Raw genomic sequence first — 26,044 nt, forward strand, 5'->3', positions numbered from 1 at the left:
CATCACCCTAGTCCTGTGGCGCTCACCTTTGGAGAAGTATTCAGCGCGCTGATTGGCGCCCATAAAAAAAGACCGGCAAATCGATTGCCGGTCCTCACGATTATCTAACGGCAGCCACAGTCAGCTTCAAACCGCCAGGTCTTAACGAACCCCCGTCGAGCGCAGCGCCGCTGGCGTGAAGTCCGCAGCCCTGGCTTCGAAACCGTACTCGTAGCTGCGCTTCTCTTCGTTCTTCATCCCCAGCGCGATGTAGCGGCCGGCGATGATGTCGTAGAGCGCCTCAAGGGTGTAGCCCGGGTTCTGATTGGCGTAGTAGAACTGGGCATGACCTTCGGCCACCCGCCACAGTTGACCGCGACCGTCGTAGTGATCCACCAGTGCCGCCTGCCAGCTGTCCTCATCGAAATACATGTGGCGCTTGGCGTAGATGTGACGTTCGTTTGGCTTGACCGTACCGACCACTTCCCAGACCCGATGCAGTTCATAGCGGGTCAGATCCTGATTGATGTGGCCGGCCTTGATCACGTCGTCATACTTGAGGCTGGGGGAATCCAGTTTGTAGCTGTTGTAGGGGATGTACATTTCCTTCTTCCCCACCAACTTCCAGTCGTAGCGGTCCGGCGCGCCGGAGAACAGGTCGAAGTTATCGGAGGTACGCAACCCGTCAGCGGCGGTGCCCGGGCCGTCGTAGGCCACTTGCGGGGCGCGACGCACACGGCGCTGGCCGGCGTTGTAGATCCAGGCCAGGCGCGGCTCCTTCACCTGGTCAAGCGTTTCATGCACCAGCAGCACGTTACCGGCCAGACGTGCCGGCGCGGTGACCGACTGTTTGAAATAGGTCAGCACATTGCTGGCCTTTTCCGGATCGGCGTCTTTGATCAGAAACGGCACGGCGATCTCTTCTTCAAAGCGGATCGGGGTGAAGCTGCCGTTGGTTTGTGGGGTGGCCTGGGTGATGATGCGCCGCACGTTGCCGCCGTGATAGCGGGTGACGTGGTTCCACAGCACTTCCACGCCGTTCTTGGGGATCGGGAATGCGTAGTAACGGTTACCGGTGAAGTTGGCCAGGCCGTTGCCGTCATTGATGGTGGTGACGTTGAGGGCGCTGCGCTTGGCCGACTCGTAGATCTCGGGCGGTAGCGAGACGCTGCGATGGGTCGGATAGACCGGAATCTTGTAGGTTTGCGGATAGCGCTTGAACATCGCTATCTGGCCTTCGGAAAGCTTGTCCTTGTACTTGTCCACGGTCTCGGCGGTGATGGTGAACAGCGGTTTTTCCCCGGCAAAGGGATCGGCCAGAAAGCCTTTGCTGTCCACCGCCCCGGCGTTTTTGGCGATGCCGCCGGTCCAGGCCGGAATCGAACCATCGGCATTGCCTGCCTTTTCCGCGCCCAGCGGCGTAAGGCTGGTGCCCAATTTGTTTGCTTCATCCGGCGAAACTGCCGCCATCACGTTCGCGGCCAGCAGGCTCAGGGCCAGGGCGCCGCATTGCAGAATCATCTTGCGCATTGGTTTTTCCTTGTCAGCCAGATCAGAAGTTCACGCCAAAGCTCAACGCGAGGAAGTCGCGGTCTTCGAGGACGTTGTAGTCGCCGCCGAAAAAGTCGGTGTAACTCAGGCTGGCGGTATAGGTGTTGCGGTAGTCGGCATCGACACCCAGGCTGATGGCCTTGGCGCCTTCGTTGAACAAGCCGTTGGGACCGTAGCCGGCTACGTCATGGGACCAGGAGACGTTGGGCTTGAAGTTGATACCGGCAACGACGTTGGAGTAGTCAAGAATTGCCCGGGCGCGATAGCCCCACGAGGTCGAGGTGACGAAGCCGTCGGTGTCACCGCCAAACCCGTACTGGCCGTAGACCGAGTCACGGCCATAACGCAGCTTGTCCTTGGATTCCAGGCCACCGACGTGCACCACCGCCGCCTCGCCCACCACGGTCAGGCGATCAGCGCCCAGCACCTGGTCGAAGAAGTGCGTCAGGGTGCTCTGGATCTGGGTCAATTCCTTACGACGATAACCGGTGTTATCGGCCCCGGGCGAGGTCGCGATGGGCGAAGCTGCACCGCCTGCGATCGGGTTGAGCAAGGCCAGGGTCAGATCGTTGGTGTTGAGCTGCACAGGTGCGTTGGGGCGGTAGCTGATTTCCCCGGTCCACGCGGTGCCGGTAGGCAGCGTGGTGGCGAAGCTGGCACCGTACAGACGGATGTCCTCGGGGTATTCAAGGTAATACTGACCGCGCCCCAGCATCACGCTTTGCGCCAGCCCCGAACCGCTGCCAGGGGCAAGCCCTTCTGCAATCGCGACCATTCCCGGCAATGCCGACAATGTAGACAGGCCGGCGGTGGTGGTGCCCACGGTTGGCGTGCGGCTGTGGTAGTTCATGAAGTACAGGCCGTACTCGGTGTCGTCACCGAGCCAGCGCAACGCCGTGCCCCACTGGCCGGAATCACGGGCGTCACGGTCACCGCTGCGAGCAATGACAACGCCTTCGTCATTCACCTGGATGCCTTGGCCAAAGGCCTGAGTCAATGGTACGAATGGCGCAATCGCCGGGCTGCCCACGGTGTAGCCGCTGGTGCAGCCATCGGCTACCACGTCGTTGCCAAAGAAAGTGCCGCAGTTATCGACGACCGTCTGATCCCATTCCAGTTGGTAGAAACCTTCGATGGTGAGCTTGTCGGTCAAGCCCTGGGAGGCGAACAGCATGTTCACCGGGATCAGGCCTTCCTTGATCTCGGCACCCGGCCGGCGGAACGCGGAGACGTCCACCGGGTTGATGCTGTTGATGGAGTTGCCGATGAAGGTACTTTCACCCCAACTGACCACCTGCTTGCCCGCACGCACCGTACCCGGCAAGTCGGCGATGGAGTAATTGTGATAGACAAACGCATCGAGAAGCTGCGCCCCTGACGACTTGGAGCCTTCCTTGCGGTTGCTGTCGCTGATGTCCTTGAACGGGCGGCTTTCGTCCTTGAGTTCGAAGTCATACCAATACTTACCGCGCACGAACACGCCAGTATCACCGTACTTGAGTTCTAGATCGTGCAGGCCTTTGAATATCTTGGAAAAGGTCTCGCCCTTCTTGAAGTTCAGCCGCCCATCGTCACCGGTGGATGACTGCCCCGTACCGCCGTTGACGCTGCCAACCAAGTCCCGGTCGGCGTCGCGCATGCCCCAGCTCGCGCCCACGGACAACGAGGAGTCGAACTGCCCCTCGATCTCGCCAATATTGAATGAAACGGCCTGCGCCTGGGCAGAGCAACCCAAGGCCACCGCGACGGCCAGCGCCTGCGGTTTGAAGATGGCGCGCATTGTTATTGTTGTCATGCGTCTTCCCCGGTGAGTGACAGAGCCTTCACCCTACTGCCGCACGACATGGGCGATAAGCGCACCAAGGAGGTATTCGCGCTGTACCCCGAAAGGATTACAGGTCATGGAATACGGGGCTTTGCGCCGCGCATGGACGCACTGGATGATGGGTCATCAGCGCCGCGCATATTCATCGGGCCTGTTAACTGTTGCGCGCCCTGCAACGGTGCATGTCCGGATCCGGGCTGTTTCCGACGATGGCCAATCCCTATGCTGGCCGGGCTTTCAGGGCAACGGGCCTGCAGGCACAAGCCGCCATCGCGTCCCTCGCGACCGGCGCACCGTCATTCGGATGGATTGGCGCATCGGTCCATCACCTCCCGTGTTCACTGACGTTGGTTTTCTGCTCCTTTGCAACGTCATTTTCAGGCCGCTGCTTTTTGCAGCGGCCTTTTTTTATGTGGGTTGATTTCCTGCGTGAAACTTCTCGATTCCTACAACATGGTCGGAATCTCTCACCTGCCCAGCCAATGCAATCGAACTTATAGTCTTTTTCGCCGCCTTGATGGTGACGAATAAATGAACATGCACGGCTGAAAACAGTGAGTACTGGCAGGGACATTTGAAATGCACGTATCGAAAAGAAAATCAACACACCACAAACAATACATAAACCTGGGCAGTGAGATTTACAACATCAATAACATCAACGCAATGATGTCTAAGCGACACATCAAAAACCACCGAAAACGCGACACTGAGTAAATCGAGAAAGCGATATGTATCTTCTCTACCCTAGCGATCCGTTTGATAAAAAACGCCCCGATGAACAGTACATGGAAGAGTACGACGCAGTAGTGACCACCGGACTACAGACCGCGCTGTTCTCTTTTGAAGATTTCGAAGCAGGGACTTTCAAGACTTCTGTACCCCTCACGCCCGGCGACTGCATTTTGTACCGGGGGTGGATGCTGACGCCTGATGCTTATGCTGCGTTGGCTATGCACATGCGCGACAAAGGTGCCATTGAGGTGACCAACGCCACGCAATACCAAAATTGTCATCACTTGCCGCAGTGGTATCCGTTGCTGGCTGCCTGTACGAGCGAAACCGTGGTACTGGCCAGTGATGCAAACTTCAATCAGGCCCTCCAAGGGTTGCAATGGCCGGGCTACTTCATCAAGGACTACGTAAAGTCACTTAACACCAGTGGAGGCAGCCTGGTGGACACTCCCGAAGACATAGCGCCGCTGGTTGGGGCCATGCGTCAGTATCGCGGGCAGATTGAAGGCGGTATATGTGTCAGACGACGAGAGGAATACCTCGAAGAAACCGAGCGTCGCTACTTTGTGCTCCACGGCCAGGCTTATGGCGCCACCGATGAAGTGCCCGAATTAGTGACCGAATGCGCACAGCTGATCGACAGTCCTTTTTTCTCGATCGACATAGCGCTCAGGTCAGACGGTGTAATGCGGGTGATCGAACTGGGCGATGGCCAAGTGTCAGACCGCAAGGAGTGGTCCGCCGAGCGCTTTGCCTGGATGTTGAGTTGCGCGAGATAGACGGGAAGAATCATTTAATCAGCGAAAACAGCGCCACACTTAAACTGCTACTTTTTAATATTTAGGCTCACCCTCAACTAAAGCTTCTCGATTCCTACAATACTGCCAGAGCCCGCCATAAGAAATAGCGAACAAACCCTACTCCCATTAACGATCAATTCCCGGACATCCAAACGCCTGTTCCTACAACAAAGCAAGAATCCCACTACGGCCCCATCAAAAACTCACTGTTAGGCTGAATGTCAGTCACAGCATTCTGTTTTGACTTTAAACCTCAGTGAGTTTTTATGACACTTATCAACTACAACAGCTATCGCTCGGTAAAAGGCTTCAACAACAGAATTCGTTTTCTAGTCTTTCATTACACCGCCGCGAACTTTTCATCCTCCATCAACGCACTGACCGGTTCCTCTGTCAGCGCCCACTACCTCATCCCGGACTTCAGCGACCCGAGTTACTTGAAAGCAGGTTTCCAGGAACCGCAGATTTTCAATCTGGTCGACGAGAACCAACGAGCCTGGCACGCGGGGGTGAGCAGTTGGGGCGGTCGCACGAATCTGAACGACACCTCGATCGGTGTTGAAATCGTCAACCTGGCCACCGATAACCACGGGCAATTCACTTTCCCGCCTTATCAACCTCAGCAAGTCGAGGCGATCGAATACCTGGCGTTGAACATCCTCAAGCGCTATCCGGACATCAGCCCGGTCAATGTGGTGGGACACTCGGATATTGCTGCTGGCAGGAAAAGCGATCCCGGCCCGATGTTCCCTTGGCATACGCTGTATCTGAAGGGCATCGGCGCATGGTTCGATGAACCCACGCAGAAAGCTTACACCCGCGCCTACCAATGCAACGGCCTGCCGACTCGCGAGCAACTGCTCGGCTTGTTCCGCAAATATGGGTATGACACGTCGGCAGCCGCCACAAGTGCGGGTTTTCAGCGTTTGGTGCGAGCCTTTCAGCTGCACTTTCGTCCAGCGAAATACGACGGTGTGATGGACATCGAGACTGCCGCGAATCTGGCGGCGCTGGTGAAGAAATACGTCCCCTGACCACCGTTGCCGCGCGTGACGGCAACGGGTCGAGGCCGCAAGGTCAAACGGTGTAGCGCTGCAAGTTCGCCATCATTTCCTTCAACGCTTCAAGGTTGTCATTGGGGTGTACCGCACCCTCGAAATCACAGATTTGCTGCCAGTGGGCCGCGACGTCTTCGGGCGAGAAACCTTTGTTTGGATCGAAGCCGGCACCCAGGCTGCGCTCCCAACGCACCTTGCCCATCCAGCCGCCGCCCACTTCGAACAACCCGGAGGTTTCCTGGCAGGTCTCGCTGGCCAGGTACACCACCAACGGGCTGACGAGTTCAGGCTTGAGCTGTTCGAACACCTGCGGCGGGATCAGGCCTTCGGTCATGCGGGTGCCACCGGTGGGCGCGATGGCATTGACCAGAATATTGTTCTTGCGACCTTCGATGGCCAGAGTGCGCGTCAGGCCATAAAGGCCGAGCTTGGCCATGCCGTAGTTGGATTGACCGAAGTTGCCGTAGATGCCGGACGTGGAGGCCGTAAAGATCACCCGCCCGTAATTCTGCTCACGCAGGTGTGGCCAGGCGGCGCGGGTGACTTTGTAGGCGCCCTCGACATGGACGCGGTAGACCAGGTCCCAGTCGGCGTCCTCCATTTTGTGGAAGGTCTTGTCCCGCAGGATCCCGGCGTTGTTGACCACTACATCGACCCGGCCAAACACGTCGAGCGCGTTTTGAACAAGCTTGTCGCCATCGGTGACGGAGTCGTGGTTCGCTTCGGCAATGCCGCCGGCTTGGCGAATTTCAGCGACCACCCGATCCGCCGCCGAGGCGTTGGCCCCTTCTCCCTGGGCAGAGCCGCCGAGGTCGTTGACCAGCACTTTGGCCCCCTGCCTGGCGAACAACAGGGCATGGGCTCGCCCCAGGCCACCGCCAGCTCCCGTGACGATCACGACTTTATCTTCGAAGCGCACAGATTCACTCATGGGCAGAACTCCAGCAGGCAATAGGACAATGCCCCGAGTGTCGGGCACAGGGCGGTTGGTCACAATCAACAGGGTTGCAAGTGAATGGTGGCCAATAAGGTGAGGGGATGATACGAGCCGGATCTGCTGTGGGCTCCGTGACCCTCACCAGAGGCGGGACCGAGTCGCTGCCATCGCGAGCAGGCTCGCTCCCACACAGGCCTGCGTAGACTCGCCTCTCCGTGGGAGCGAGCCTGCTCGCGATAGTGCTCCAACCTTCAACAGTTATGAGCAGACCACCTGCCTGACCGGTGCGGCCATGTTTTCGCGAAACTCCAGGTAATGCTTGAGTACCTGCACCGGGGCTTCGGTGTGCGGGTAGTGGCCGATGTCGGGCAGCAGTACGGTGTCAGGGTTGGGGATCAGCGCCTCGTAGCGCGCCACCATGTGTTCACCGGAAATCGGATCGACCGCGCCGTCGATCACCCGCAGCGCCACCTCGCCGCGCTGCATGGCCTGCACCCAGCGGTCACGCTGCACACGCCGTTCGGGAATGTAGGCAATGAGTTTGTGCATGATCCGCGGTCCGTTATGGGTTTCGACCAGGCTCCAGTAATCGTCCAGCTCGCTTTCGGTCGGGCCAGTCCTGGGGCCGAATATCTGGCGAAAACTCTTGACCAGGCCTTCTCGGGAAAAAGCTCGGCCCAGTAGCCAGCCCAAGGGGCTGAGCAACAGTTTTTGCATCAGCACCGGACGATGGGTTTCGGGAAACAGACCGCCGTTGAGAAAGACACAACTGGCGAGTTCGGTGCGCGCCTCGTAGTGACGGGCGATCAGTTCCTGGGCCACGCTGTCACCATAATCATGGGCCAGTACATGCACGGCTTGCTTCACATTCAAATGTGCCAGCAAAGCCTGCTGCAGGTCAGCCTGCTCCAACAGGCTGTAGGCATGATCCGTCGGCTTGGCCGAGTCGCCAAAACCGAGCATGTCGCAGGCGATCACCCGATAACGCTGTGCCAGCGGCTGCCACAGGTAATGCCAGTCCCAACTGGCGGTGGGGAAACCATGGATCAGCAACAACGGCTCGCCGTGCCCCGCCACCCAATACCGGATAGCGTGGCCACGGAACATCAATGTCTGGCCGCGCTGGCGCCAAATACGCAGGGGAATCTGGACCAGAGGCATCAGCATCTATAACCCGAATCTTGTTGATCCAGCTTGCGCAGCAACGCCGGCCATGCCAGCGCGCCTCCCATGCCTTGGGCGCTTTTGGTCACCCCGGCAATCATCGCCCGGGCGCCGGCCAGTATCTGCGGCTCGATGGCGATCAGTTCAGCCCCACCGTTGAGCGCCAGGACCTGGATGTCACAGGCTCGCTGGAAGGTGAACATCATCAGGAAGGTGTCGGCAATGGTGCCGCCGCAGGTCAGCAGACCGTGATTGTGCAGCATCAGGAAATTATTGGCGCCCAGATCCGCCTGCAGGCGGGCCTTCTCTTCGTGATTGAGGGCCACGCCTTCATAGGCGTGATACGCCAGACTCGACAATACGAACAACGATTGCTGGCTGATAGGCAACACACCCTGCTTCTGTGCCGACACAGCAACGCCGGCCGCCGTGTGGGTATGCAGCACACACACCACATCGTGCCGCACCTCATGCACCGCACTGTGGATGGTATAACCGGCCGGATTGATCTCGTAGGGGCTGTCCATCAGCTTGTTGCCGGCCTGATCGACCTTGACCAGGCTCGAGGCGGTGACCTCATGAAACATCAACCCGAACGGGTTGATCAAAAAATCATCGGTCCCGGGCACCTTGGCGGATATATGCGTGAAAATCAGGTCATCCCAGCCATACAGGGCGACTAGCCGGTAACAGGCGGCCAGATCGACGCGAGTTTGCCATTCGGCGGCACTGACCTGATCCTTGATGCTGAGTGTCGATGGGACGGGCGCTACGCTCACGGCTCTGACCTCTGCTTTCTAGTTATAGGTGCTTGTTCTGAAACAGTCATGAACAAGCTAACCAGTCTAGTCAGCTCCCGCGAGGTCGGTAGTTGCATTGGCAGCCAGCTTACTGGCCGAGCGAGTCATCCGGGGGTGGCCGTTCACCTCACATTACGTTAGCGACGCAGCGCGTCGATCAACGCCTCCAGCCAAGGTTCGGCATCGGTTTCCGGGGTGACGCTTTCGCTGGCATCCAGACGCAACATGGGCAATACCTCGCGCACGCCCAGCTCGGCGAACAACTCGCGCATCTGCTCGCCACCGCCGCAGAAGGTATCGCCATAACTGGCGTCGCCCAGGCCTATCACGGCACCCGGCAGGTCACGAAAAAAGGCTGGCAATTGGTCGCGAATCGTCGAATATAAGGGCATCAAGTTGTCCGGCAACTCTCCCATGCCCGTCGTGGAAGTCACGGCCAGCAAGGCCGCCGGGCCAAACGCCTGAATGTCCGCAAGGCTTGCGCGCGGGTTGTGCAGCGTTTCAAAACCCGCTTCACCGAGCAGTTTGGCGGCGTGCCGAGCGACTTCTTCGGCGGTCCCGTAGACGGAACCCGAAAGGATGGCGACTTTCATCAATCTGATCCTGAACCTGAATAAAAAGAGCGGCGATAGTAGCAGGCTCAGACGCAACGCTGCGATTGACTCTCAACATCCAATAATGGCCAGTAGACATCGCGGTAGGTTCTTCTAAAATGCAGCGCACACAGGGATGTTCAAGGGATGTCGCCCATGATTAATGCTCAACTGATGCAACTGGTCATCAACGCCTCGAACGACGGCATTGTCATCGCTGAAAAAGAAGGCGATGAAGACAATATCCTGATCTATGTAAACCCGGCTTTCGAACGGCTGACCGGCTACAGCAGTGAAGAGATTCTTTATCAGGATTGCCGATTCCTGCAGTCAGGTGATCGCGACCAGCCGGCCCTGGAGCAGATTCGCACGGCCCTCAAGCAGAACGGTGCCTGCCGGGAGATTCTGCGCAACTACCGCAAGGACGGCAGCCCTTTCTGGAATGAGTTGTCTCTGTCGACGGTGAAAAACGAGGCTGACGGACGCACTTATTTCGTGGGCGTGCAAAAAGACGTGACCGCTCAGGTCAAGGCTCAGCAACGCGTCGCCCAGCTGGAAAAGGAGCTGGCCGAAGCACGAGCAACCATTGCCCGACTCGAAGCGACGAACGGCGCAAACAAACCGGCGAATTAGCGGTCAGTCACTACAATCACCAGTGAAAGTGTAAATCCTCTTTTCGAGCACATCATGCAGCGCGACGCCCTACTGACGCAGGATGAATTGGATTTCATCCGGACCATGCAGCACAACCCGCAACTCAACGAGCGGGATGTAACGTCGAGCTTGCTGGTAAACGGCGGGTCGCAGATTCGTGACTTGCTGACGCGTCTGGCGGCCAACGAACAGGTGACGCTGCAAGCCAACTTCGAAAACCAGCAAATGACTTTTCCGTTGCACCTGGTGGAAGACGAATTCCACGCAATGCACCTGCGTCTGGGTGTGCCCAGCATCTACGAAGATGGGCCAAAAATTCGGCCATGGCGCCTCACGCTTGACGAGCCGGTGGCGCTGGAAAATGCCAAAGGCCTGCCCGGGCCGCTCTGGGCCCATGAGGTGTCCTGCAAAGGAATCCTGTTGCAAAACCGCAGTCGGACCAAGCCGCCAAAGCAATTTGCCTTGTGGTTCAGCCCATCAGGTTATGAAAGGATTTCCTTGCGCGGCACACTGGAACGGGAAACCGATCAGGGCCTGTACGCCTACCACCTGAGCCAGAATGACGAGGATGAGACCGAGCGCCTGCGCCAATACATCCTTCAGCAACACCGTCTGACCCATCCGGCCATGCACATCTAGTGCACGGCTTGACCTGCCGGTTATCAGGTATCCAGATTTCCCGCCAATAGCTGTCGCAACCGCTGATGTATCAAGGTCCCTTCACTGCCCAGGCAACCGATCGACGACCCGGCGAGGCTGTCCTGAAGCAGATCGGACGCATCACCGGCCAGCATCAGCGGGCAGTCCAGGCCCATCGCCAACTTGTTCAGGCGCTTAGGTAACTCGGCAGGCGGTGCATGGTTGGAAACCAGCACCAACGCCAACGGCTGGACCTTTTGGCACACCAGGGTCAGTTCGTCGAATGGCAGCCCAATGGTCAACACCCTGACGCCGACTTCCGCCTTGGAGACGAACAGCGCCGTGACCAGCAACTCCAGCTCTCGACATTGACCGACAATGCCCACGACCAACACCCGTCGCGACTGGGCTTCGCGCTTGAGGAGGAGTCGCTGGATAATGCGTGAGCGCAGGAACCCATCGAAAAACACCCATTCGCTGGTTTGTCCGAACTCCTGCTGGCGTTGCTGCAACTGCCGCCAGACCGGCATCAGGATGTCCTGAAATACGATCGGCACGGCGTAGGTGGAAAATATCTGCCCGTAGAGACGGTCCAGCTCTATGTCGTCGAAGTTGCCAACCGCCCCAGCCACCTGTTGTTGCCACTGGGCATAATCGGCTCTCACCAGATCCGAGGAAATAAGCGCGGAAACCGGTTGCACCGATTCGGTCTTGGTCAGGATCTTTCCCACTTTGCTCACGGCCACCCCGCGCTCAATCCAGGCGAGGATGCTGCGCACCTTTTCGATATCGCCGACGGAGTACAAGCGATGCCCGCTTTCGGTGCGCGTGGGCTGAATCAGACCGTAGCGACGCTCCCACGCGCGCAAGGTCACGGGGTTCACGCCGGTCAACCGCGCTACTTCGCGGATGGGGAACAGTTCCTCCTGCCTCAAGGCAGTGGTTGCCTGGAAAACGAAGTTATCCTCAGTGATTACGCTCATTTTGGCAGACAATTCCGGCTGGCAAATTGGATCCCAGTGTACTCCCTCTGAGTCATAGGATGACAAGAACAAACGCCACTGATGCGCGATTTTGTTGCTTTTCACTCAAGAAGGAATAAACCTTGCGTGCTTTTTGGCGAACGGACGCGCCCCACCACCCTGGGGCGTTCCCGCGAATCTCCTACCCGGAGTACCGCACCTGTTTTACGGAGATACATAATGTCTACCTCACCCGTCACCTTGATGGTTGCCCGTCGTGTCGCCAATGGGCGCTATCAGGACCTGATCGTCTGGTTGCGCGAAGGCGAACAATTGGCCACCGACTTTCCCGGCTACCTGGGTTCCGGTGTACTCGCGCCACCGCCTCAGAGCGATGAATTCCAGATTATTTTCCGCTTTGCCGACGAGCAGACCCTGCATGCCTGGGAGCACTCGGCCTCGCGCACGGCGTGGCTGGCGCGAGGCAGCGAGCTGTTTGCCCACCCTTCGGAACACAGGGTGCGCGGTATAGACGGTTGGTTTGGCGCCGGCGATCAACGGCCACCACGCTGGAAACAGGCCGTGGCCATCTGGCTCGCGTTCTTTCCGGTGTCGCTTCTGTTCAACTTTCTGCTGGGGCCATTGCTCAGTGAGCTGGGAATGATGAGCCGCGTGCTGATCAGCACACTCATTCTGACGCCATTGATGGTCTATCTGTTTATTCCGATGTCGACTCACCTGCTGGCGGGTTGGTTGAACGGTGCAGCGCCCAAAGCACTGCCAGCCAAGCCGGCTACGCAGAATCAGTGATGCCGGGCCGTTCTCGTCGGCCGCAGCGTTCGCGTTCAACAAGGGTCACTGTGGGAGCGGGCTTGCTCCCACAGAGTCGTCGCCACCTTGCGTCGCTGTTATAGTTTTGCGATTGCCGTGAAACGAGCCTTCCTATGTCCAGCGCCACCGCTCCGATCCTGATCACTGGCGCAGCCCAGCGCGTCGGTTTGCACTGCGCCCGTCGATTGCTCGAAGACGGTCATCCGGTAATCGCCACTTTCCGCACCGAGCGCCCGGGCGTGCAGGCGTTGCGGGATCTGGGGGCGATCGTGCTGTTCGCTGACTTTTCCAATGAAACCGGGATTTCGGCCTTCATTGATCAGCTCAAGCAGCACACCGACCGATTGCGCGCCATTGTCCACAACGCCTCGGCATGGCTGACCGAGACGCCCGGCCACGAAGCCGCTGCGTTCAACGCCATGTTCGCCGTGCACATGCTCGCCCCCTACCTGATCAACCTGCAGTGTGCCGAGCTGCTGCAACGCTCAACCCCGGCGGATATCGTGCACATCAGCGATGACGTCACGCGCAAGGGCAGCAGCCGGCATATCGCCTATTGCGCCACCAAGGCCGGGCTCGAAAGCCTGACCCTGTCGTTCGCGGCGAAATACGCGCCACACATCAAGGTCAACGCAATTGCCCCGGCCCTGCTACTGTTCAATCCCGAAGACGACGCGGCCTACCGTGCCAAGGCCCTGGCCAAGTCCGCGCTGGGCATCGAGCCCGGCAGCGAAGTGATCTATCAGAGCCTGCGTTATCTGCTGGACAACCCCTACGTCACCGGCACGACCCTGACCGTCAACGGCGGCCGGCACGTCAAATAGCCTTGCTTCGAGGATGCACCATGGCGCTATCGCCCCAGAACTATCGCGAGATCCTCATCGGCCTGGGTGAAGACCCGGAACGCGAAGGCCTGTTGGATACTCCGGTGCGCGCGGCCAAGGCCATGCAGTACCTTTGTCACGGCTATGAACAAAGCGTCGAACAGATCGTCAACGGCGCCCTGTTCGCCTCCGACAGCGATGAAATGGTGATCGTCGCCGACATCGAACTCTATTCCCTGTGCGAACATCATCTGCTGCCCTTCATTGGCAAGGCTCATGTGGCTTATATTCCTACGGGCAAGGTCCTGGGGCTGTCGAAGATCGCCCGGCTGGTGGACATGTTCGCCCGCCGCCTGCAAATCCAGGAAAACCTCACCCGGCAAATTGCCGACGCGGTGCAGCAGGTCACCCAGGCCGCCGGCGTTGCCGTGGTGATCGAAGCCCAGCACATGTGCATGATGATGCGCGGTGTCGAAAAACAGAACTCGACCATGAACACCTCGGTGATGCTCGGCGTCTTTCGCGAATCCAGCACCACCCGCCAGGAGTTCCTGCAATTGATTCGACGGAGCAAGTAAATGCCACAACTTCAACCCGCCATGGCGCGCATCAAGGTCAAGGACTTGCGCTTGCGCACGTTCATTGGCATCAACGAGGACGAAATCCTCAACAAACAGGATGTGTTGATCAACCTGACCATCCTCTACGCGGCCCAGGATGCGGTGCGCGACAACGACATCGACCACGCTCTGAACTACCGCACCATCACCAAGGCGATCATCGCCCACGTGGAAGGCAACCGTTTCGCCCTGCTCGAACGCCTGACCCAGGAACTGCTCGATCTGGTCATGGCCAACGAATCGGTGCTGTATGCCGAAGTCGAAGTCGACAAGCCCCACGCCTTGCGATTTGCCGAGTCGGTATCGATTACGCTCGCCGCCAGCCGGGCTACTTCGTAGCCGCTAAAAGCTACAAGCTGTAAGCTTCAAGCCTGATGACCGCAAACCCACTTGCAGCTTGAAGCTTGCCACTTGAAGCTGTCTCGCAGAGACCACCATGAACGACCAACAACGCCTCGAACTTGAAGCCGCCGCTTTCCGTCGGCTGGTTGCCCACCTGGACAGCCGCAAGGATGTGCAGAATATCGACCTGATGAACCTCGCCGGCTTCTGCCGTAACTGCCTGTCCAAGTGGTACAAGGCAGCTGCCGATGAACGCCAGATCGAGGTCAGCCTCGATGACGCCCGCGAAGTGGTTTACGGCATGCCCTACGCCGAGTGGAAAGCCCAATACCAGCAAGAAGCCAGCGCCGAACAGCAAGCGGCGTTCGCCAAAGGAAAACCCGATGCCTGACCTGAACACCCTGCGCGCCAGCCTCAAGAGCGGCGAACACATTTTTGCCGACACCCTGGCGTTTATCGCCAATGGCTACGACTACCAGCCTCAGCCTTTTAAAAACGGTGACGTCGACAACGCCGCCGGGCAGAACGAAGGTTCCTGCAAGACCCTGGGCCTGGCGCTGCTCGAAGGCTTGAGCGATCAAGAAGCGCTGCTGGCGTTCGGCGAACATTACCGGTCGGTACTGGCCACGCCTGAGGGCAGCGACCACGGCAATATCCGGGCGCTGATGGCCCATGGCTTGGCGGGTGTGAAGTTCGAGACTCAGCCGTTGCGGCGGCGCTGACCCAACGCGCCTCCCCTCTGTGCCGAGGTCCGCTTTTCTGTGGCGAGGGAGCTTGCTCCCGCTGGGCTGCGAAGTAGCCCCCAGACGGCCCCGGCATGTGAACTGATGCACCAGGCGTGCTGATTTGGGACTGCTGCGCAGTCCAGCGGGAGCAAGCTCCCTCGCCACAGAAACAGTTCTCGCCAGACTCACTGATCTCACATCCCGACTTTTAAGATTGACCCGGCAACTTTATTTCGTTTGCCGGCCACCTCTGCTCGCGGCTTAGATAAAGGGAATCTTTCCTTCCTCCGAGCCGTCATCCATGAGCAGTGAAACCATCAGCCAATCGATTTCCACCGTGCACCCTGTCAGCCTCAGCCACGGCAAAAATGCCGAGGTCTGGGACACCGACGGCAAACGCTACATCGATTTCGTGGGCGGCATCGGCGTGTTGAACCTTGGCCACTGCCATCCCCGTGTCGTCGAAGCCATCCGCGAACAGGCAACCCGGCTGACGCACTACGCCTTCAACGCCGCCCCGCACGCACCCTACATCGAATTGATGGAGCGTCTGGCAGCATTTATCCCGGTGGATTACCCGGTCAGCGGCATGCTCACCAACAGCGGCGCCGAAGCCGCGGAAAACGCCTTGAAGATCGTGCGCGGCGCCACGGGGCGCACGGCCGTCATCGCCTTTGATGGCGGCTTCCACGGCAGAACCCTGGCCACTCTCAATCTCAACGGCAAGGTCGCGCCCTACAAACAGAAAGTCGGCGTACTACCCGGACCGGTCTATCACCTGCCCTACCCCAGCAAGGACAACGGCGTCACCTGCGAAGAAGCGTTGAAGGCCATGGAGCGGTTGTTCAGCGTCGAGATCGACGTAAATGACGTGGCGTGTTTCATCGTCGAACCGGTGCAGGGCGAAGCCGGTTTCCTGCCGATGGATATTGCCTTTGCCCAGGCCCTGCGGCAGTTCTGCGACGAGAAAGGCATCGTGCTGATCATCGATGAAATCCAGTCCGGCTTCGGTCGCACCGGCCAGCGCTTTGCGTTCTCGCGACTGGGCATCGAGCCGGACCTGATCCTGCTGGGTAAAAGCATTGCCGGCGGCGTCCCCCTGGGCGCCGTGGTGGGGCGCAAGGCGCTGCTGGACAATCTGCCCAAAGGTGGCTTGGGCGGCACTTACTCAGGCAATCCCATCGCCTGCGCCGCCGCATTGGCAACCCTGGAGGAAATGACCGACGCAAACCTGCAAGCCTGGGGCACGCAACAGGAAGAGGCGATAGTCAGCCGCTACGCGTCATGGCGCAGTCGCGGGCTGTCCCCTTACCTGGGCCGCCTGACTGGCGTCGGGGCAATGCGCGGCATCGAACTGGCCCATGCCGACGGCAGCCCGGCTTCGGCACAATTGACGCAATTGCTGGCCTTGGCGCGCGAGTCTGGTTTGTTGCTGATGCCCAGCGGTAAATCGCGGCACATCATTCGGCTGCTGGCGCCGTTGACGACCGAGGCGGCGGTGTTGGAGGAAGGGTTGGATATTCTGGAGACGTGCTTGGCGAAGCTGTCTTGAAATACAGATTCCCCTGACCACACAAAAAACTGTGGGAGCGAGCCTGCTCGCGATTCGGTGGCACATCCAACACTGATGCAAGCTGACCCGGCGCCATCGCGAGCAGGCTCGCTCCCACAGGGGGGTTGTGGTGAACAAAACATCTTGTCCACTGAACAGAAAAATCCCGCGCATAAAAAAACCGGCCGAAGCCGGTTTTTTTGTACCTGTTGAATCAGAACGAAGCGTTCTGCAGACCATCCAGGTAACGCTCGGTGTCCAGGGCTGCCATGCAACCGGCACCCGCCGAGGTAATCGCCTGACGGTAGACGTGGTCCGCCACGTCGCCGGCCGCGAAGATACCTTCGACGCTGGTGGCAGTGGCGTTGCCGTCGCGGCCGCCCTTGACCACCAGGTAGCCGTCCTTGAGTTCCAGTTGGCCTTCGAACAACGAGGTGTTCGGAGTGTGGCCGATGGCGATGAACACACCGTCGACTTTGATCTCGTCAAAGCTGCCGTCGTTGTTCTTCAGCCGGGCACCGGTCACGCCCATGTTGTCGCCCAGCACTTCATCCAGGGTGGCGTTGAGCTTGAGGATGATCTTGCCTTCAGCCACACGGGCATTGAGCTTGTCGATCAGGATCTTCTCGGCGCGGAAGGTTTCGCGACGGTGGATCAGGGTGACCGTGCTGGCGATGTTGGCCAGGTACAGGGCTTCCTCGACGGCGGTGTTACCGCCACCCACCACAGCCACGGGCTTGTTGCGGTAGAAGAAGCCGTCGCAAGTGGCACAGGCGGAAACGCCTTTGCCCATGAAGGCTTCTTCCGATGGCAGGCCCAGGTAACGAGCGCTGGCACCGGTTGCAATGATCAGGGCATCACAGGTGTAGGTCGCGCTGTCACCGGTCAGGGTGTACGGCTTGGCGGCGAAGTCCACGGCATTGATGTGGTCGAAAACAATCTCGGTCTCGAAGCGCTCGGCGTGCTCTTTCATACGCTCCATCAACACCGGGCCGGTCAGACCGTGGACGTCGCCCGGCCAGTTGTCGACTTCGGTGGTGGTGGTCAATTGACCGCCGGCTTGCATGCCGGTAATCAGCAACGGCTTGAGGTTGGCACGGGCGGCATACACCGCAGCGCTGTAACCGGCAGGGCCGGAACCGAGAATAATCACTCGCGAATGACGCACTTCAGACATGACCTGCTCCTGTTGACCGGCCCTCGCGGGCCGGAACGCCGGGTGAGCGGCGCGAATAAAAGGGACTGTTGACGCACTTGGGGAAGGCTTGGGTTCGACAGTCCTGAAAAGAATGGGTGCAGCGTATCGAGGGAGCGAAGATTAAGGAAATACGGTTTAACAATCCAGCTCATAGGTGAGCTCTATCCAGATCCGTCAGTTCAATAAACTCGGCAAACGTTGTTACACGCCATGTCGATGCTTTCCCGAGCCCGGCAAAGCCGGTATGGTCGGCGCGTTCATCTTCGCTCGGAGCCTCTTATGCCCGCCCCCGTCCTGTCCGGCCCGCAATATTTGCGAGAAGGACTCAAACTGGTCTTAAGCCCGGGTCTGCGCTTGTTTGTGCTGTTGCCATTGGTGATCAACCTGGTGCTGTTCGTCGGATTGATCTACCTGGCCGGCCATCAGTTCAGCCTATGGGTCGACACGCTGATGCCGTCGTTACCGGATTGGCTGAGCTTTCTCAACTATGTCCTGTGGCCGCTGTTCGTGGTGCTTGTGGTGCTGATGGTGTTTTTCACCTTCACTATGCTCGCCAATGTCATCGCCGCGCCGTTCAACGGTTTTCTCGCGGAGAAAGTCGAAGTGGTGATCCGTGGCACCGACGACTTCCCGGCCTTCAGCTGGGGCGAGTTGATCGCCATGATCCCTCGCACCTTGGCCCGGGAGGCACGCAAGCTCGGCTACTTCCTGCCCCGCGCCCTGGGCCTGCTGGTGCTGTCCTTCATTCCGGTGATCAATATCGTCGCCGCGCCGTTATGGCTGCTGTTCGGGGTGTGGATGATGGCGATCCAGTACATCGACTACCCGGCGGACAACCACAAGCTGGGCTGGAACGAAATGCTCGCCTGGCTGCGGGAAAAACGCTGGCAGAGCCTGGGTTTTGGCGGCAGCGTGTACCTGGTGCTGCTGATCCCGGTGGTCAACATCCTGATGATGCCGGCAGCGGTAGCCGGCGCGACCTTGTTCTGGGTGCGCGAGCAAGGCGCCGAGACCGCGTTGGCCCGCCAAGGCTGACCCGTCACAAATCCATCATTCAAGCGTCACAATGGCGAAATGGCCCCGGTCGACACTGGGGTCATGAGCACACACCTGCATATCACCCTCATCACCGAAACCTTCCCGCCGGAAATCAATGGCGTGGCCAATACCCTGGGCCGTCTGTGCGACGGCTTGCGCGCTCGCGGGCATCAGGTGGAATTGATACGGCCCCGTCAGGCTGGCGACCAACGCCAGGCCAGCGACGAGCAGTTGTTGCTGTGCCGAGGCTGGCCGCTACCGGGGTATCCGGGCTTGCAGTGGGGCCAGGCTTCGATGCACAAGCTGCTGCGGCGCTGGAAACGTCATCGCCCGGACGTGCTGTATATCGCCACGGAAGGGCCGCTGGGTTTATCGGCATTGCGGGCGGCCCGGCGCCTGGGCATCTCGGTGGTCAGTGGCTTCCACACCAATTTCCAGCAATACACCCAGCAGTATGGCCTCGGGTTGTTGAGTCGTGTCCTAACCCATTACCTGCGCTGGTTCCACAACAGCTCCAGCCTGACCCTGGTGCCGAGCCTCAGCCAGCGCATGGAGCTGGAACGCCGGCATTTCGAGCGCGTGGCGCTGTTGTCCCGCGGTGTGGACAGCCAACTGTTCCATCCGATCAAACGCTCGACAACCCTGCGTGAGGCCTGGGGCTTGGGCGATGACGATATTGCGCTGATCCACGTCGGGCGTCTGGCGTCGGAGAAGAACCTGGGTCTGCTCAAACGCAGTTTCAACACACTGTGCAGCGCTTTCCCGGAGCGGCGGCTGAAACTGGTGGTAGTAGGCGACGGTCCACAACGGGCCGCGCTGCAACAGGAACTGCCCGACGCGATCTTTTGTGGGGCCCAGCGTGGCGAATCGCTGGCCTGCCACTATGCGTCCGGGGATGTATTCGTCTTTCCGAGCCTGACCGAAACCTTCGGCAATGTCGTGCTGGAGGCGCTGGCGTCCGGGTTGGGTGTGGTGGCCTATGATCAGGCCGCGGCGGCGCAACACATCCGTCACGGTCACAACGGCGTGCTGGCCATGCCGGGGGATGAAGAGGCGTTCTGCGACGCGGCCCGGTGGCTGCTGGAGGAGCGTGAAACCTTGCGTTGTGTGCGGCTCAATGCGCGCCAGCATGCCAGTCGCCAGGGCTGGCCATCGGTGATCGAGCAGTTCGAGACGCAGTTGCGCGGGGTTTGTGTCGGTGAACAGGTGATGCCGGCTGCGCCGACGGTGCGCTGATTTTTTCAGTGATGCTGGGGCCGCCATCGCGAGCAGGCTCGCTCCCACAGGGTGTTGTGTTGATCACACGTTCGGTGAACAACCCAAATCCGGTGTGGGAGCGAGCCTGCTCGCGATGGCAGGCGCCGCTTAAACCAGTGTCATCAACGCCTCACGGCTGAACGGCAAGATCTCCTGCTCCCGGCCTTCACGCACTTTTTGCGCCCAATCCGGGTCTACCAGCAGGGCTCGCCCCACCGCCACCAGGTCGAACTCATCATTGTTCAGGCGCTCCAGCAGTTTCTCCAGGCTGGCCGGCTGCGCGACTTTGTCGGTGTTGACCATAAACTGCAGGAACTCGCCATCCAGGCCAACGCTGCCGACGGTGATGGTTGGCTTGCCGGTCAGCTTGCGGGTCCAGCCCGCCAGATTCAGCTCGGAGCCTTCGAATTCAGGCTCCCAGAAGCGACGTGTCGAGCAATGGAAAATATCCACACCGGCCTCTGCCAAAGGCTGGAGGAATTCGCCCAAGGCCTCTGGCGTTTGCACCAGACGCGCGGTGTAGTCCTGCTGCTTCCATTGGGAGAAACGGAAGATGATCGGGAACCCTTCACCTACCGCAGCACGCACGGCGCGGATCAGTTCGATGGCGAAGCGCGATCGGTTGGCCAGACTTCCACCATAACCGTCGGTGCGCTGGTTGCTGCCCTCCCAGAAGAATTGGTCCACCAGGTAACCATGGGCGCCGTGGATCTCCACGCCGTCCATGCCGATGCTCTGGGCGTCTTTCGCCGCCTGGGCGAACGCTGCGATGACTTCGTCGATATCCGCCTGGGTCATGCCGTGAACCACGACCTGGCCGTCCTTGAGTTTTTCCGAAGGACCATAGCCCGGCACGCTCGCGTCCGGCTCGGTCCCCAAGCGCCGCACGTTACCTACGTGCCAGAGCTGCGGAACGATCTTGCCGCCTTCGGCATGCACGGCATCAACCACTTGTTTCCAGCCGGCCAGCGCGGCCTCGCCGTAAAAATGCGGTACGTTCGGATAACCGTTGGAGGCCTTGTGCCCGACGGTCGTGCCTTCGGTAATGATCAGACCGACGCCGGCCGCCGCGCGACGGCGGTAATATTCCACGACCTTGGCGTTCGGCACGCCGCCTGGGGAAAAGGAGCGAGTCATCGGCGCCATAACTACCCGGGTCGGCAGCTCCAGCGCACCGAGATGGAAGGGTTTGAACAAGGCTTTTACAGGCATGGGACACTCCACGGAAACAGGGTCGCAGGTCGAATATGACAGCGATAATATGGACCGTGGAAAGCAATGGGTAGCACTATTGATTTGAATGATTGTGGATCAAAAGGAAGCCGAGAGGAGTGTGCCCGCACACAACAGGGTGATGGTTGCTCCAGAGGTTCAGCTCAAGGCTTTTTCGATAGCCTGGATCACGGCCGGATCATCCGGCGCCGTGCGCGGTGAGAAACGCGCCAGCACCCGACCGTCCTTGCCCAGCAGGAACTTCTCGAAGTTCCAGGTGATGTCCCCCGGAAACTCGGCCCCCTCGCCTGCCAGCAGACGGTACAACTGATGACGGTCGTGCCCGTTCACTTCCAGTTTGCTGGACAACGGGAACGTCACACCATAATTGAGGCTGCAGAAATCCTGGATTTCCTGTTCCGTCCCCGGCTCTTGTCCGGCGAACTGGTTGCAAGGCAGGCCCAGCACACAGAACCCCTTGGCCTTGTATTGCTGATAGAGGTTTTCCAACGCAGCGTACTGAGGTGTCAGGCCACATTTGGAGGCGACATTGACCACCAGCACGACTTGCCCCTTGAACGGCGCCAGATCAAGTTCCTGACCATCCAGGGCTTTAAGTTTAAGGTCGTGGAAAGCACTCATGACGAACTCCAGGTTTGCGGATCTTTTCGAACAGCCATGGACGATGCTAACAGCAACAGACTAAAAAGGCGCCGTAAGGCGCCTTTCCGGTTCACTTGAGCGTAGCGCACAAATCAGTGGTGATGGCCACCTTCGCCATGGACGTGACCATGGGCGATTTCTTCCTGGCTGGCATCACGAATGTCGACGATCTTGACCTGGAAGTTCAAGCGCTGACCGGCCAACGGGTGGTTGCCGTCAACGGTGACGTCATCGCCTTCCAGGTCGCGGATGGTGACGATCTGCATCTGGCCATCGGGGGCCGAAGCGTGGAACTGCATGCCTACTTCCAGCTCATCCACGCCCTCGAACATGCTGCGGCTCAGGGTGCTGACCAGCTCGGCGGAGTATTCGCCATAAGCATCTTCCGGCTCAACGGTAACGTTCAGCTCGTCACCGGAAGTTTTACCTTCCAGGGCTTTTTCCAGACCCTGGATGATGTTGCCTGCGCCATGCAGGTAGACCAGCGGAGCGCCGCCGGCAGAGCTGTCGATGACCTCACCAGCGTCGTTGGTCAGGGTATAGTCGATGGAGACAGCCTTATTGGCGGCGATCAGCATGGGGCGAGACCTTTTGCATAAGAATGAAGAACGGACAAGTCTAAACAAGGATTTGCCCGAAAGCGAACGGAACCCGGACAAACGGGCTTGTTCGAACAGACCGACGGTCACCGGTTTTCATCAGGATGAGGACGGGCACTGGGTGGCCGAGCTGTCCTGTGGCCACACCCAGCATCTGCGCCACCTGCCGCCGTGGCAGTCCCGGGCCTGGGTGCTGGACCCGGCGCAACGTATTGAAAAAATAGGCCAGTCCTTTGACTGCGGCTGGTGCGCACAGGCCCCGGTTAGCGATAACCTTGGCGCCTGAATTGACGGTAGACGGCAGTTATAGCCTCGCCTTTGCCATGCACCTTTAGAGAATCCGCATGCAAACTTTTTTTATCGCGCCCACCGATTTTGGTGTGGGTCTGACCTCCATCAGCCTCGGGCTGGTGCGCACACTCGAACGGGCCGGGCTGAAAGTCGGTTTTTTCAAACCTATCGCCCAGCCCCATCCCGGCGATACCGGACCGGAACGCTCCACCGAACTGGTGGCCCGCACCCACGGCCTCAAGCCGCCGCAGCCGCTGGGCCTGGCGCACGTCGAACGCATGCTGGGCGACGGCCAGCTCGATGAGTTGCTGGAAGAAATCATCACCCTCTACCAGCAGGCTGCCATCGGCAAGGACGTGCTGGTCGTCGAGGGTATGGTCCCGACCCGCAACGCCAGCTATGCCGCGCGGGTCAACCTGCACCTGGCCAAGAGCCTGGACGCCGAGGTCATCCTGGTGTCGGCGCCGGAGAACGAAGTGCTGACCGAGCTTTCCGGTCGCGTCGAGCTGCAGGCGCAGTTGTTCGGCGGGCCCAAAGACCCGAAAGTCCTCGGCGTGATCCTGAACAAAGTCCATACCGAGGAAAGCATGGAGGCCTTCTCCGCGCGGCTCAAGGAGCACTCGCCGCTGTTGCGCAGCGGCGATTTCCGCCTGCTGGGTTGCATCCCGTTCCGCCCCGAACTCAACGCCCCACGCACCCGTGACGTGGCCGACCTGATGGGCGCGCAGGTGCTCAATGCCGGCGATTACGAAACCCGGCGCATGAGCAACATCATTATTTGCGCCCGCACCATGCGCAACACCGTGGAGCTGCTCAAGCCCGGCGTGCTGGTGGTGACCCCGGGTGATCGCGACGACATCATCCTGGCCGTGAGCCTGGCAGCGCTCAACGGCGTACCGTTGGCCGGCCTGCTGCTGACCAGCGACACCCTGCCCGACCCGCGCATCATGGACCTTTGTCGAGGCGCCTTGCAGGCGGGGCTTCCGGTGCTGTCGGTCAGTACCGGGTCTTACGACACCGCCAACCTGCTCAATGGCTTGAACAAGGAAATTCCGATCGACGACCGCGAACGTGCGGAGATCATCACCGATTTTGTCGCCAGCCACCTGGATGCCAAATGGCTGCATCAGCGTTGCGGTACGCCACGGGAAATGCGCTTGTCGCCGGCCGTGTTCCGCTACCAATTGATCCAGCGCGCCCAGGCCGCCGACAAACGCATTGTGCTGCCTGAGGGCAGTGAACCGCTGACAGTCCAGGCCGCCGCCATTTGCCAGGCCCGAGGCATCGCTCGCTGCGTGCTACTGGCCAAACCGGCGGACGTCGAGGCAGTGGCTCGAGCCCAGGGCATCGAACTGCCGCCGGGGCTGGAGATCCTCGACCCGGATTCGATTCGTGAGCGTTACGTCGAACCGATGGTGCGGCTGCGCAAGAGCAAAAGCCTGAACGCGCCGATGGCCGAACAGCAACTGGAAGACACCGTGGTGATCGGCACCATGATGCTGGCGCTCGATGAGGTCGACGGGCTGGTGTCCGGTGTTATCCACTCTACCGCCAACACCATCCGCCCGGCCTTGCAACTGATCAAAACCGCCCCGGGATGCTCGCTGGTGTCTTCGGTGTTTTTCATGCTGTTCCCCGAAGAAGTGCTGGTCTATGGCGACTGCGTGATGAACCCGCATCCCAGTGCCGCGGAGCTGGCGGAGATTGCCCTGCAAAGCGCCGACTCGGCTGCCGCGTTCGGCATCACGCCACGGGTGGCAATGCTCAGCTATTCCAGCGGCGAGTCGGCCAGCGGTGAAGAGGTGGAGAAAGTCCGCGAAGCCACCCTGCTGGCCCACGAGGCGCAACACGGCTTGCTGATCGACGGGCCGCTGCAATACGACGCCGCCGCCAACGAAACCGTGGCCCGACAACTGGCGCCCAATAGCCAGGTGGCCGGCCGGGCGACGGTGTTCATCTTCCCGGACCTGAACACCGGCAACACCACCCACAAGGCCGTGCAACGCAGCGCCGATTGCGTCAGCCTCGGGCCAATGCTGCAAGGCCTGCGCAAACCCGTAAACGACTTGCCCCGCGGCGCTCAGGTCGACGACATCGTGTACACCATCGCCCTGACCGCGATCCAGGCCGCCAACCGACCCATGGATATTTAAATGCTGGATTTCCTGCCTGCTCCTGTGCGCGGCGTCATTGCCTCGCTGCTGTTGGCGTTGAACACCATCGCCTGCTGCACCCCGCTGTTCATCGTGGCCATCTTCAAGCTGTTGCTGCCCTTCCCCGCCGCCCAGCGTTTCACCGACTGGCTGATGGGCCACATTCATGAAGCCTGGATCAGCAACAACAAGGCCTGGATGAACCTGCTGCGCCGCACCCGCTGGCACCTCAGCGGCCTGGAAGGCCTGGACTACCAGCACTCGTACCTGATCACCAGCAACCACCAGAGTTGGGTCGATATCATGGTGTTGCAGTACGTGCTGAACCGGCGCATTCGCCCATTGAAGTTCTTTCTCAAGCAGGAACTGATCTGGGTACCGGTGATCGGCCTGGCCTGGTGGGCCCTGGGGTTCCCGTTCATGAAGCGCTACTCCAAGGCTTACCTGGAGAAGTACCCGGAAAAGAAAGGCAAGGACCTGGAAACCACCCGCAAGACCTGCGCGAAATTTCGCAACAACCCCGTGGGCATCTTCAACTTCGTCGAAGGCACACGCTTCACCGAAGGCAAGCATGCCCAGCAACAGTCACCCTTTCGCTACCTGCTCAAACCCAAGGCCGGTGGGATTGCGTTTGTGCTCGATGCCATGGGCGAACAGCTGGAGTCGATCATCAACGTGACCATCCACTATCCCGGCGGCCGACCGGGGTACTGGGATTTGCTCTGCGGAAAAGTTGACGAAGTGGTGGTGCATTTCCAGGAACTGAAGATTCCGCCGCAGTTCATCGGCAGGAACTACGACCAGGACGGCGCCTATCGCCTGGAGTTCCAGGGCTGGATCAATCAGTTGTGGCAGGATAAAGATGCGTTGCTGGAACAGATGCATCGGGAGTATCCAGACCGCCATTGAATCCCTTGTGGGAGCGAGCCTGCTCGCGATTGCGGTGTCTCAGCTTGGATAAATGGAGACTGACCCACCGCTATCGCGAGCAGGCTCGCTCCCACAGTTGACCGAGTTGTTCCTTGAAATGAAAAAGCCCGCA

At 59.6% G+C, this 26,044-nt stretch carries 28 protein-coding genes; 17 read left to right on the forward strand and 11 right to left on the reverse strand.

Features of this window, described 5'->3' with window-relative positions; genetic code table 11:
• Positions 1-141: 141 nt before the first annotated feature.
• Positions 142-1,509: a DUF1329 domain-containing protein gene (locus PSH91_RS22255; RefSeq protein ID WP_076383580.1), complete on the reverse strand. Its 1,368-nt coding sequence runs from the start codon at positions 1,507-1,509 to the stop codon at positions 142-144.
• Between the two features lie 22 nt (positions 1,510-1,531).
• The gene (locus tag PSH91_RS22260) at positions 1,532-3,325 is read right to left on the reverse strand and encodes a DUF1302 domain-containing protein (protein WP_076383579.1); all 1,794 of its coding nucleotides are present in this window, start codon (positions 3,323-3,325) and stop codon (positions 1,532-1,534) included.
• Between the two features lie 609 nt (positions 3,326-3,934).
• Here PSH91_RS22260 and PSH91_RS26840 point away from each other — a divergent pair.
• From PSH91_RS26840 to PSH91_RS22270, 3 genes are all read left to right on the forward strand, one after another.
• The gene (locus PSH91_RS26840) at positions 3,935-4,072 is read left to right on the forward strand and encodes a hypothetical protein (RefSeq protein ID WP_370695170.1); all 138 of its coding nucleotides are present in this window, start codon (positions 3,935-3,937) and stop codon (positions 4,070-4,072) included.
• A gap of 14 nt (positions 4,073-4,086) precedes the next feature.
• The gene (locus PSH91_RS22265) at positions 4,087-4,869 is read left to right on the forward strand and encodes an ATP-grasp domain-containing protein (protein ID WP_305466780.1); all 783 of its coding nucleotides are present in this window, start codon (positions 4,087-4,089) and stop codon (positions 4,867-4,869) included.
• 287 nt (positions 4,870-5,156) lie between these two features.
• Positions 5,157-5,924 (forward strand): N-acetylmuramoyl-L-alanine amidase, encoded by a 768-nt coding sequence (locus PSH91_RS22270; protein WP_047228626.1) that lies wholly within the window; start codon positions 5,157-5,159, stop codon positions 5,922-5,924.
• A 43-nt stretch (positions 5,925-5,967) separates the two neighbouring features.
• On the opposite strand, the gene PSH91_RS22275 is transcribed toward PSH91_RS22270, so the two are convergent.
• From PSH91_RS22275 to PSH91_RS22290, 4 genes are all read right to left on the reverse strand, one after another.
• Entirely contained in the window at positions 5,968-6,879 is a 912-nt protein-coding gene (locus PSH91_RS22275; protein WP_076383577.1) for an SDR family oxidoreductase, read from the reverse strand.
• 264 nt (positions 6,880-7,143) lie between these two features.
• Complete coding sequence (locus PSH91_RS22280; protein WP_305468585.1) at positions 7,144-8,046, reverse strand: alpha/beta fold hydrolase; 903 nt, start codon at positions 8,044-8,046, stop codon at positions 7,144-7,146.
• On the reverse strand, positions 8,046-8,828 hold the full coding sequence (locus PSH91_RS22285; protein ID WP_047228628.1) for a class II aldolase/adducin family protein: 783 nt from the start codon (positions 8,826-8,828) through the stop codon (positions 8,046-8,048). Before PSH91_RS22285 ends, PSH91_RS22280 begins: the two co-directional genes overlap by 1 nt.
• Positions 8,829-8,986: 158 nt before the next feature.
• Positions 8,987-9,442, reverse strand: coding sequence for a flavodoxin (locus tag PSH91_RS22290; RefSeq protein ID WP_076383576.1), 456 nt, complete (start codon positions 9,440-9,442; stop codon positions 8,987-8,989).
• Positions 9,443-9,598: 156 nt separating this feature from the next.
• Between PSH91_RS22290 and PSH91_RS22295 the strand changes: the two genes are divergently transcribed.
• Positions 9,599-10,075 (forward strand): PAS domain-containing protein, encoded by a 477-nt coding sequence (locus PSH91_RS22295; protein WP_047228630.1) that lies wholly within the window; start codon positions 9,599-9,601, stop codon positions 10,073-10,075.
• A 54-nt stretch (positions 10,076-10,129) separates the two neighbouring features.
• On the forward strand, positions 10,130-10,735 hold the full coding sequence (locus PSH91_RS22300) for a hypothetical protein (RefSeq protein ID WP_047228631.1): 606 nt from the start codon (positions 10,130-10,132) through the stop codon (positions 10,733-10,735).
• 23 nt (positions 10,736-10,758) lie between these two features.
• Here PSH91_RS22300 and PSH91_RS22305 read toward each other — a convergent pair whose 3' ends face one another.
• Positions 10,759-11,718: a MerR family transcriptional regulator gene (locus PSH91_RS22305; RefSeq protein ID WP_305466781.1), complete on the reverse strand. Its 960-nt coding sequence runs from the start codon at positions 11,716-11,718 to the stop codon at positions 10,759-10,761.
• 219 nt (positions 11,719-11,937) lie between these two features.
• Between PSH91_RS22305 and PSH91_RS22310 the strand changes: the two genes are divergently transcribed.
• The 7 genes from PSH91_RS22310 (at position 11,938) to PSH91_RS22340 (ending at position 16,591) form a co-directional block, all read left to right on the forward strand.
• Entirely contained in the window at positions 11,938-12,507 is a 570-nt protein-coding gene (locus PSH91_RS22310) for an antibiotic biosynthesis monooxygenase (protein ID WP_047228633.1), read from the forward strand.
• Between the two features lie 134 nt (positions 12,508-12,641).
• A complete protein-coding gene (gene folM / locus PSH91_RS22315) occupies positions 12,642-13,352 on the forward strand; it encodes a dihydromonapterin reductase (protein ID WP_305466783.1) in 711 nt (236 codons plus the stop codon).
• A 20-nt stretch (positions 13,353-13,372) separates the two neighbouring features.
• On the forward strand, positions 13,373-13,930 hold the full coding sequence (gene folE / locus PSH91_RS22320) for a GTP cyclohydrolase I FolE (RefSeq protein ID WP_047228635.1): 558 nt from the start codon (positions 13,373-13,375) through the stop codon (positions 13,928-13,930).
• Positions 13,931-14,311: a dihydroneopterin triphosphate 2'-epimerase gene (gene folX, locus PSH91_RS22325; protein WP_047228636.1), complete on the forward strand. Its 381-nt coding sequence runs from the start codon at positions 13,931-13,933 to the stop codon at positions 14,309-14,311.
• A gap of 97 nt (positions 14,312-14,408) precedes the next feature.
• Complete coding sequence (locus tag PSH91_RS22330; protein ID WP_076383573.1) at positions 14,409-14,705, forward strand: DUF1244 domain-containing protein; 297 nt, start codon at positions 14,409-14,411, stop codon at positions 14,703-14,705.
• Entirely contained in the window at positions 14,698-15,036 is a 339-nt protein-coding gene (locus PSH91_RS22335; protein WP_076383572.1) for a HopJ type III effector protein, read from the forward strand. Before PSH91_RS22330 ends, PSH91_RS22335 begins: the two co-directional genes overlap by 8 nt.
• A 304-nt stretch (positions 15,037-15,340) precedes the next feature.
• The gene (locus tag PSH91_RS22340; protein WP_160893398.1) at positions 15,341-16,591 is read left to right on the forward strand and encodes an aspartate aminotransferase family protein; all 1,251 of its coding nucleotides are present in this window, start codon (positions 15,341-15,343) and stop codon (positions 16,589-16,591) included.
• A gap of 214 nt (positions 16,592-16,805) precedes the next feature.
• Here the strand turns inward: PSH91_RS22340 and trxB are convergent, their stop codons facing one another.
• Positions 16,806-17,768: a thioredoxin-disulfide reductase gene (gene trxB / locus PSH91_RS22345; RefSeq protein ID WP_047228640.1), complete on the reverse strand. Its 963-nt coding sequence runs from the start codon at positions 17,766-17,768 to the stop codon at positions 16,806-16,808.
• A 300-nt stretch (positions 17,769-18,068) separates the two neighbouring features.
• Between trxB and cysZ the strand changes: the two genes are divergently transcribed.
• Both cysZ and PSH91_RS22355 read left to right on the forward strand, forming a co-directional pair.
• Complete coding sequence (gene cysZ / locus PSH91_RS22350; RefSeq protein WP_047228641.1) at positions 18,069-18,824, forward strand: sulfate transporter CysZ; 756 nt, start codon at positions 18,069-18,071, stop codon at positions 18,822-18,824.
• A 39-nt stretch (positions 18,825-18,863) separates the two neighbouring features.
• Complete coding sequence (locus tag PSH91_RS22355) at positions 18,864-20,063, forward strand: glycosyltransferase family 1 protein (RefSeq protein ID WP_173406567.1); 1,200 nt, start codon at positions 18,864-18,866, stop codon at positions 20,061-20,063.
• A 129-nt stretch (positions 20,064-20,192) separates the two neighbouring features.
• Here the strand turns inward: PSH91_RS22355 and PSH91_RS22360 are convergent, their stop codons facing one another.
• From PSH91_RS22360 to PSH91_RS22370, 3 genes are all read right to left on the reverse strand, one after another.
• Positions 20,193-21,296: an NADH:flavin oxidoreductase gene (locus PSH91_RS22360; protein ID WP_305466784.1), complete on the reverse strand. Its 1,104-nt coding sequence runs from the start codon at positions 21,294-21,296 to the stop codon at positions 20,193-20,195.
• A 159-nt stretch (positions 21,297-21,455) separates the two neighbouring features.
• On the reverse strand, positions 21,456-21,938 hold the full coding sequence (locus PSH91_RS22365; RefSeq protein ID WP_047228644.1) for a glutathione peroxidase: 483 nt from the start codon (positions 21,936-21,938) through the stop codon (positions 21,456-21,458).
• A gap of 113 nt (positions 21,939-22,051) precedes the next feature.
• The gene (locus PSH91_RS22370) at positions 22,052-22,537 is read right to left on the reverse strand and encodes a peptidylprolyl isomerase (protein ID WP_047228645.1); all 486 of its coding nucleotides are present in this window, start codon (positions 22,535-22,537) and stop codon (positions 22,052-22,054) included.
• Between PSH91_RS22370 and PSH91_RS22375 the strand changes: the two genes are divergently transcribed.
• From PSH91_RS22375 to PSH91_RS22385, 3 genes are read left to right on the forward strand one after another with little or no spacing between them, the layout of a single operon-like run.
• Complete coding sequence (locus PSH91_RS22375) at positions 22,506-22,844, forward strand: DUF3565 domain-containing protein (protein ID WP_076383569.1); 339 nt, start codon at positions 22,506-22,508, stop codon at positions 22,842-22,844. The two genes, PSH91_RS22370 and PSH91_RS22375, sit on opposite strands and share 32 nt — an antisense overlap.
• Positions 22,845-22,902: 58 nt before the next feature.
• Positions 22,903-25,002, forward strand: a complete 2,100-nt coding sequence (gene pta, locus PSH91_RS22380; protein ID WP_047228647.1) for a phosphate acetyltransferase — start codon at positions 22,903-22,905, stop codon at positions 25,000-25,002.
• Positions 25,003-25,911, forward strand: a complete 909-nt coding sequence (locus PSH91_RS22385; protein ID WP_047228648.1) for an acyltransferase — start codon at positions 25,003-25,005, stop codon at positions 25,909-25,911. It abuts the gene before it with no gap.
• Positions 25,912-26,044: the final 133 nt, after the last annotated feature.

The sequence above is a fragment of the Pseudomonas sp. FP1154 genome, from assembly GCF_030687245.1.
Lineage (GTDB): Bacteria > Pseudomonadota > Gammaproteobacteria > Pseudomonadales > Pseudomonadaceae > Aquipseudomonas > Aquipseudomonas rhizophila.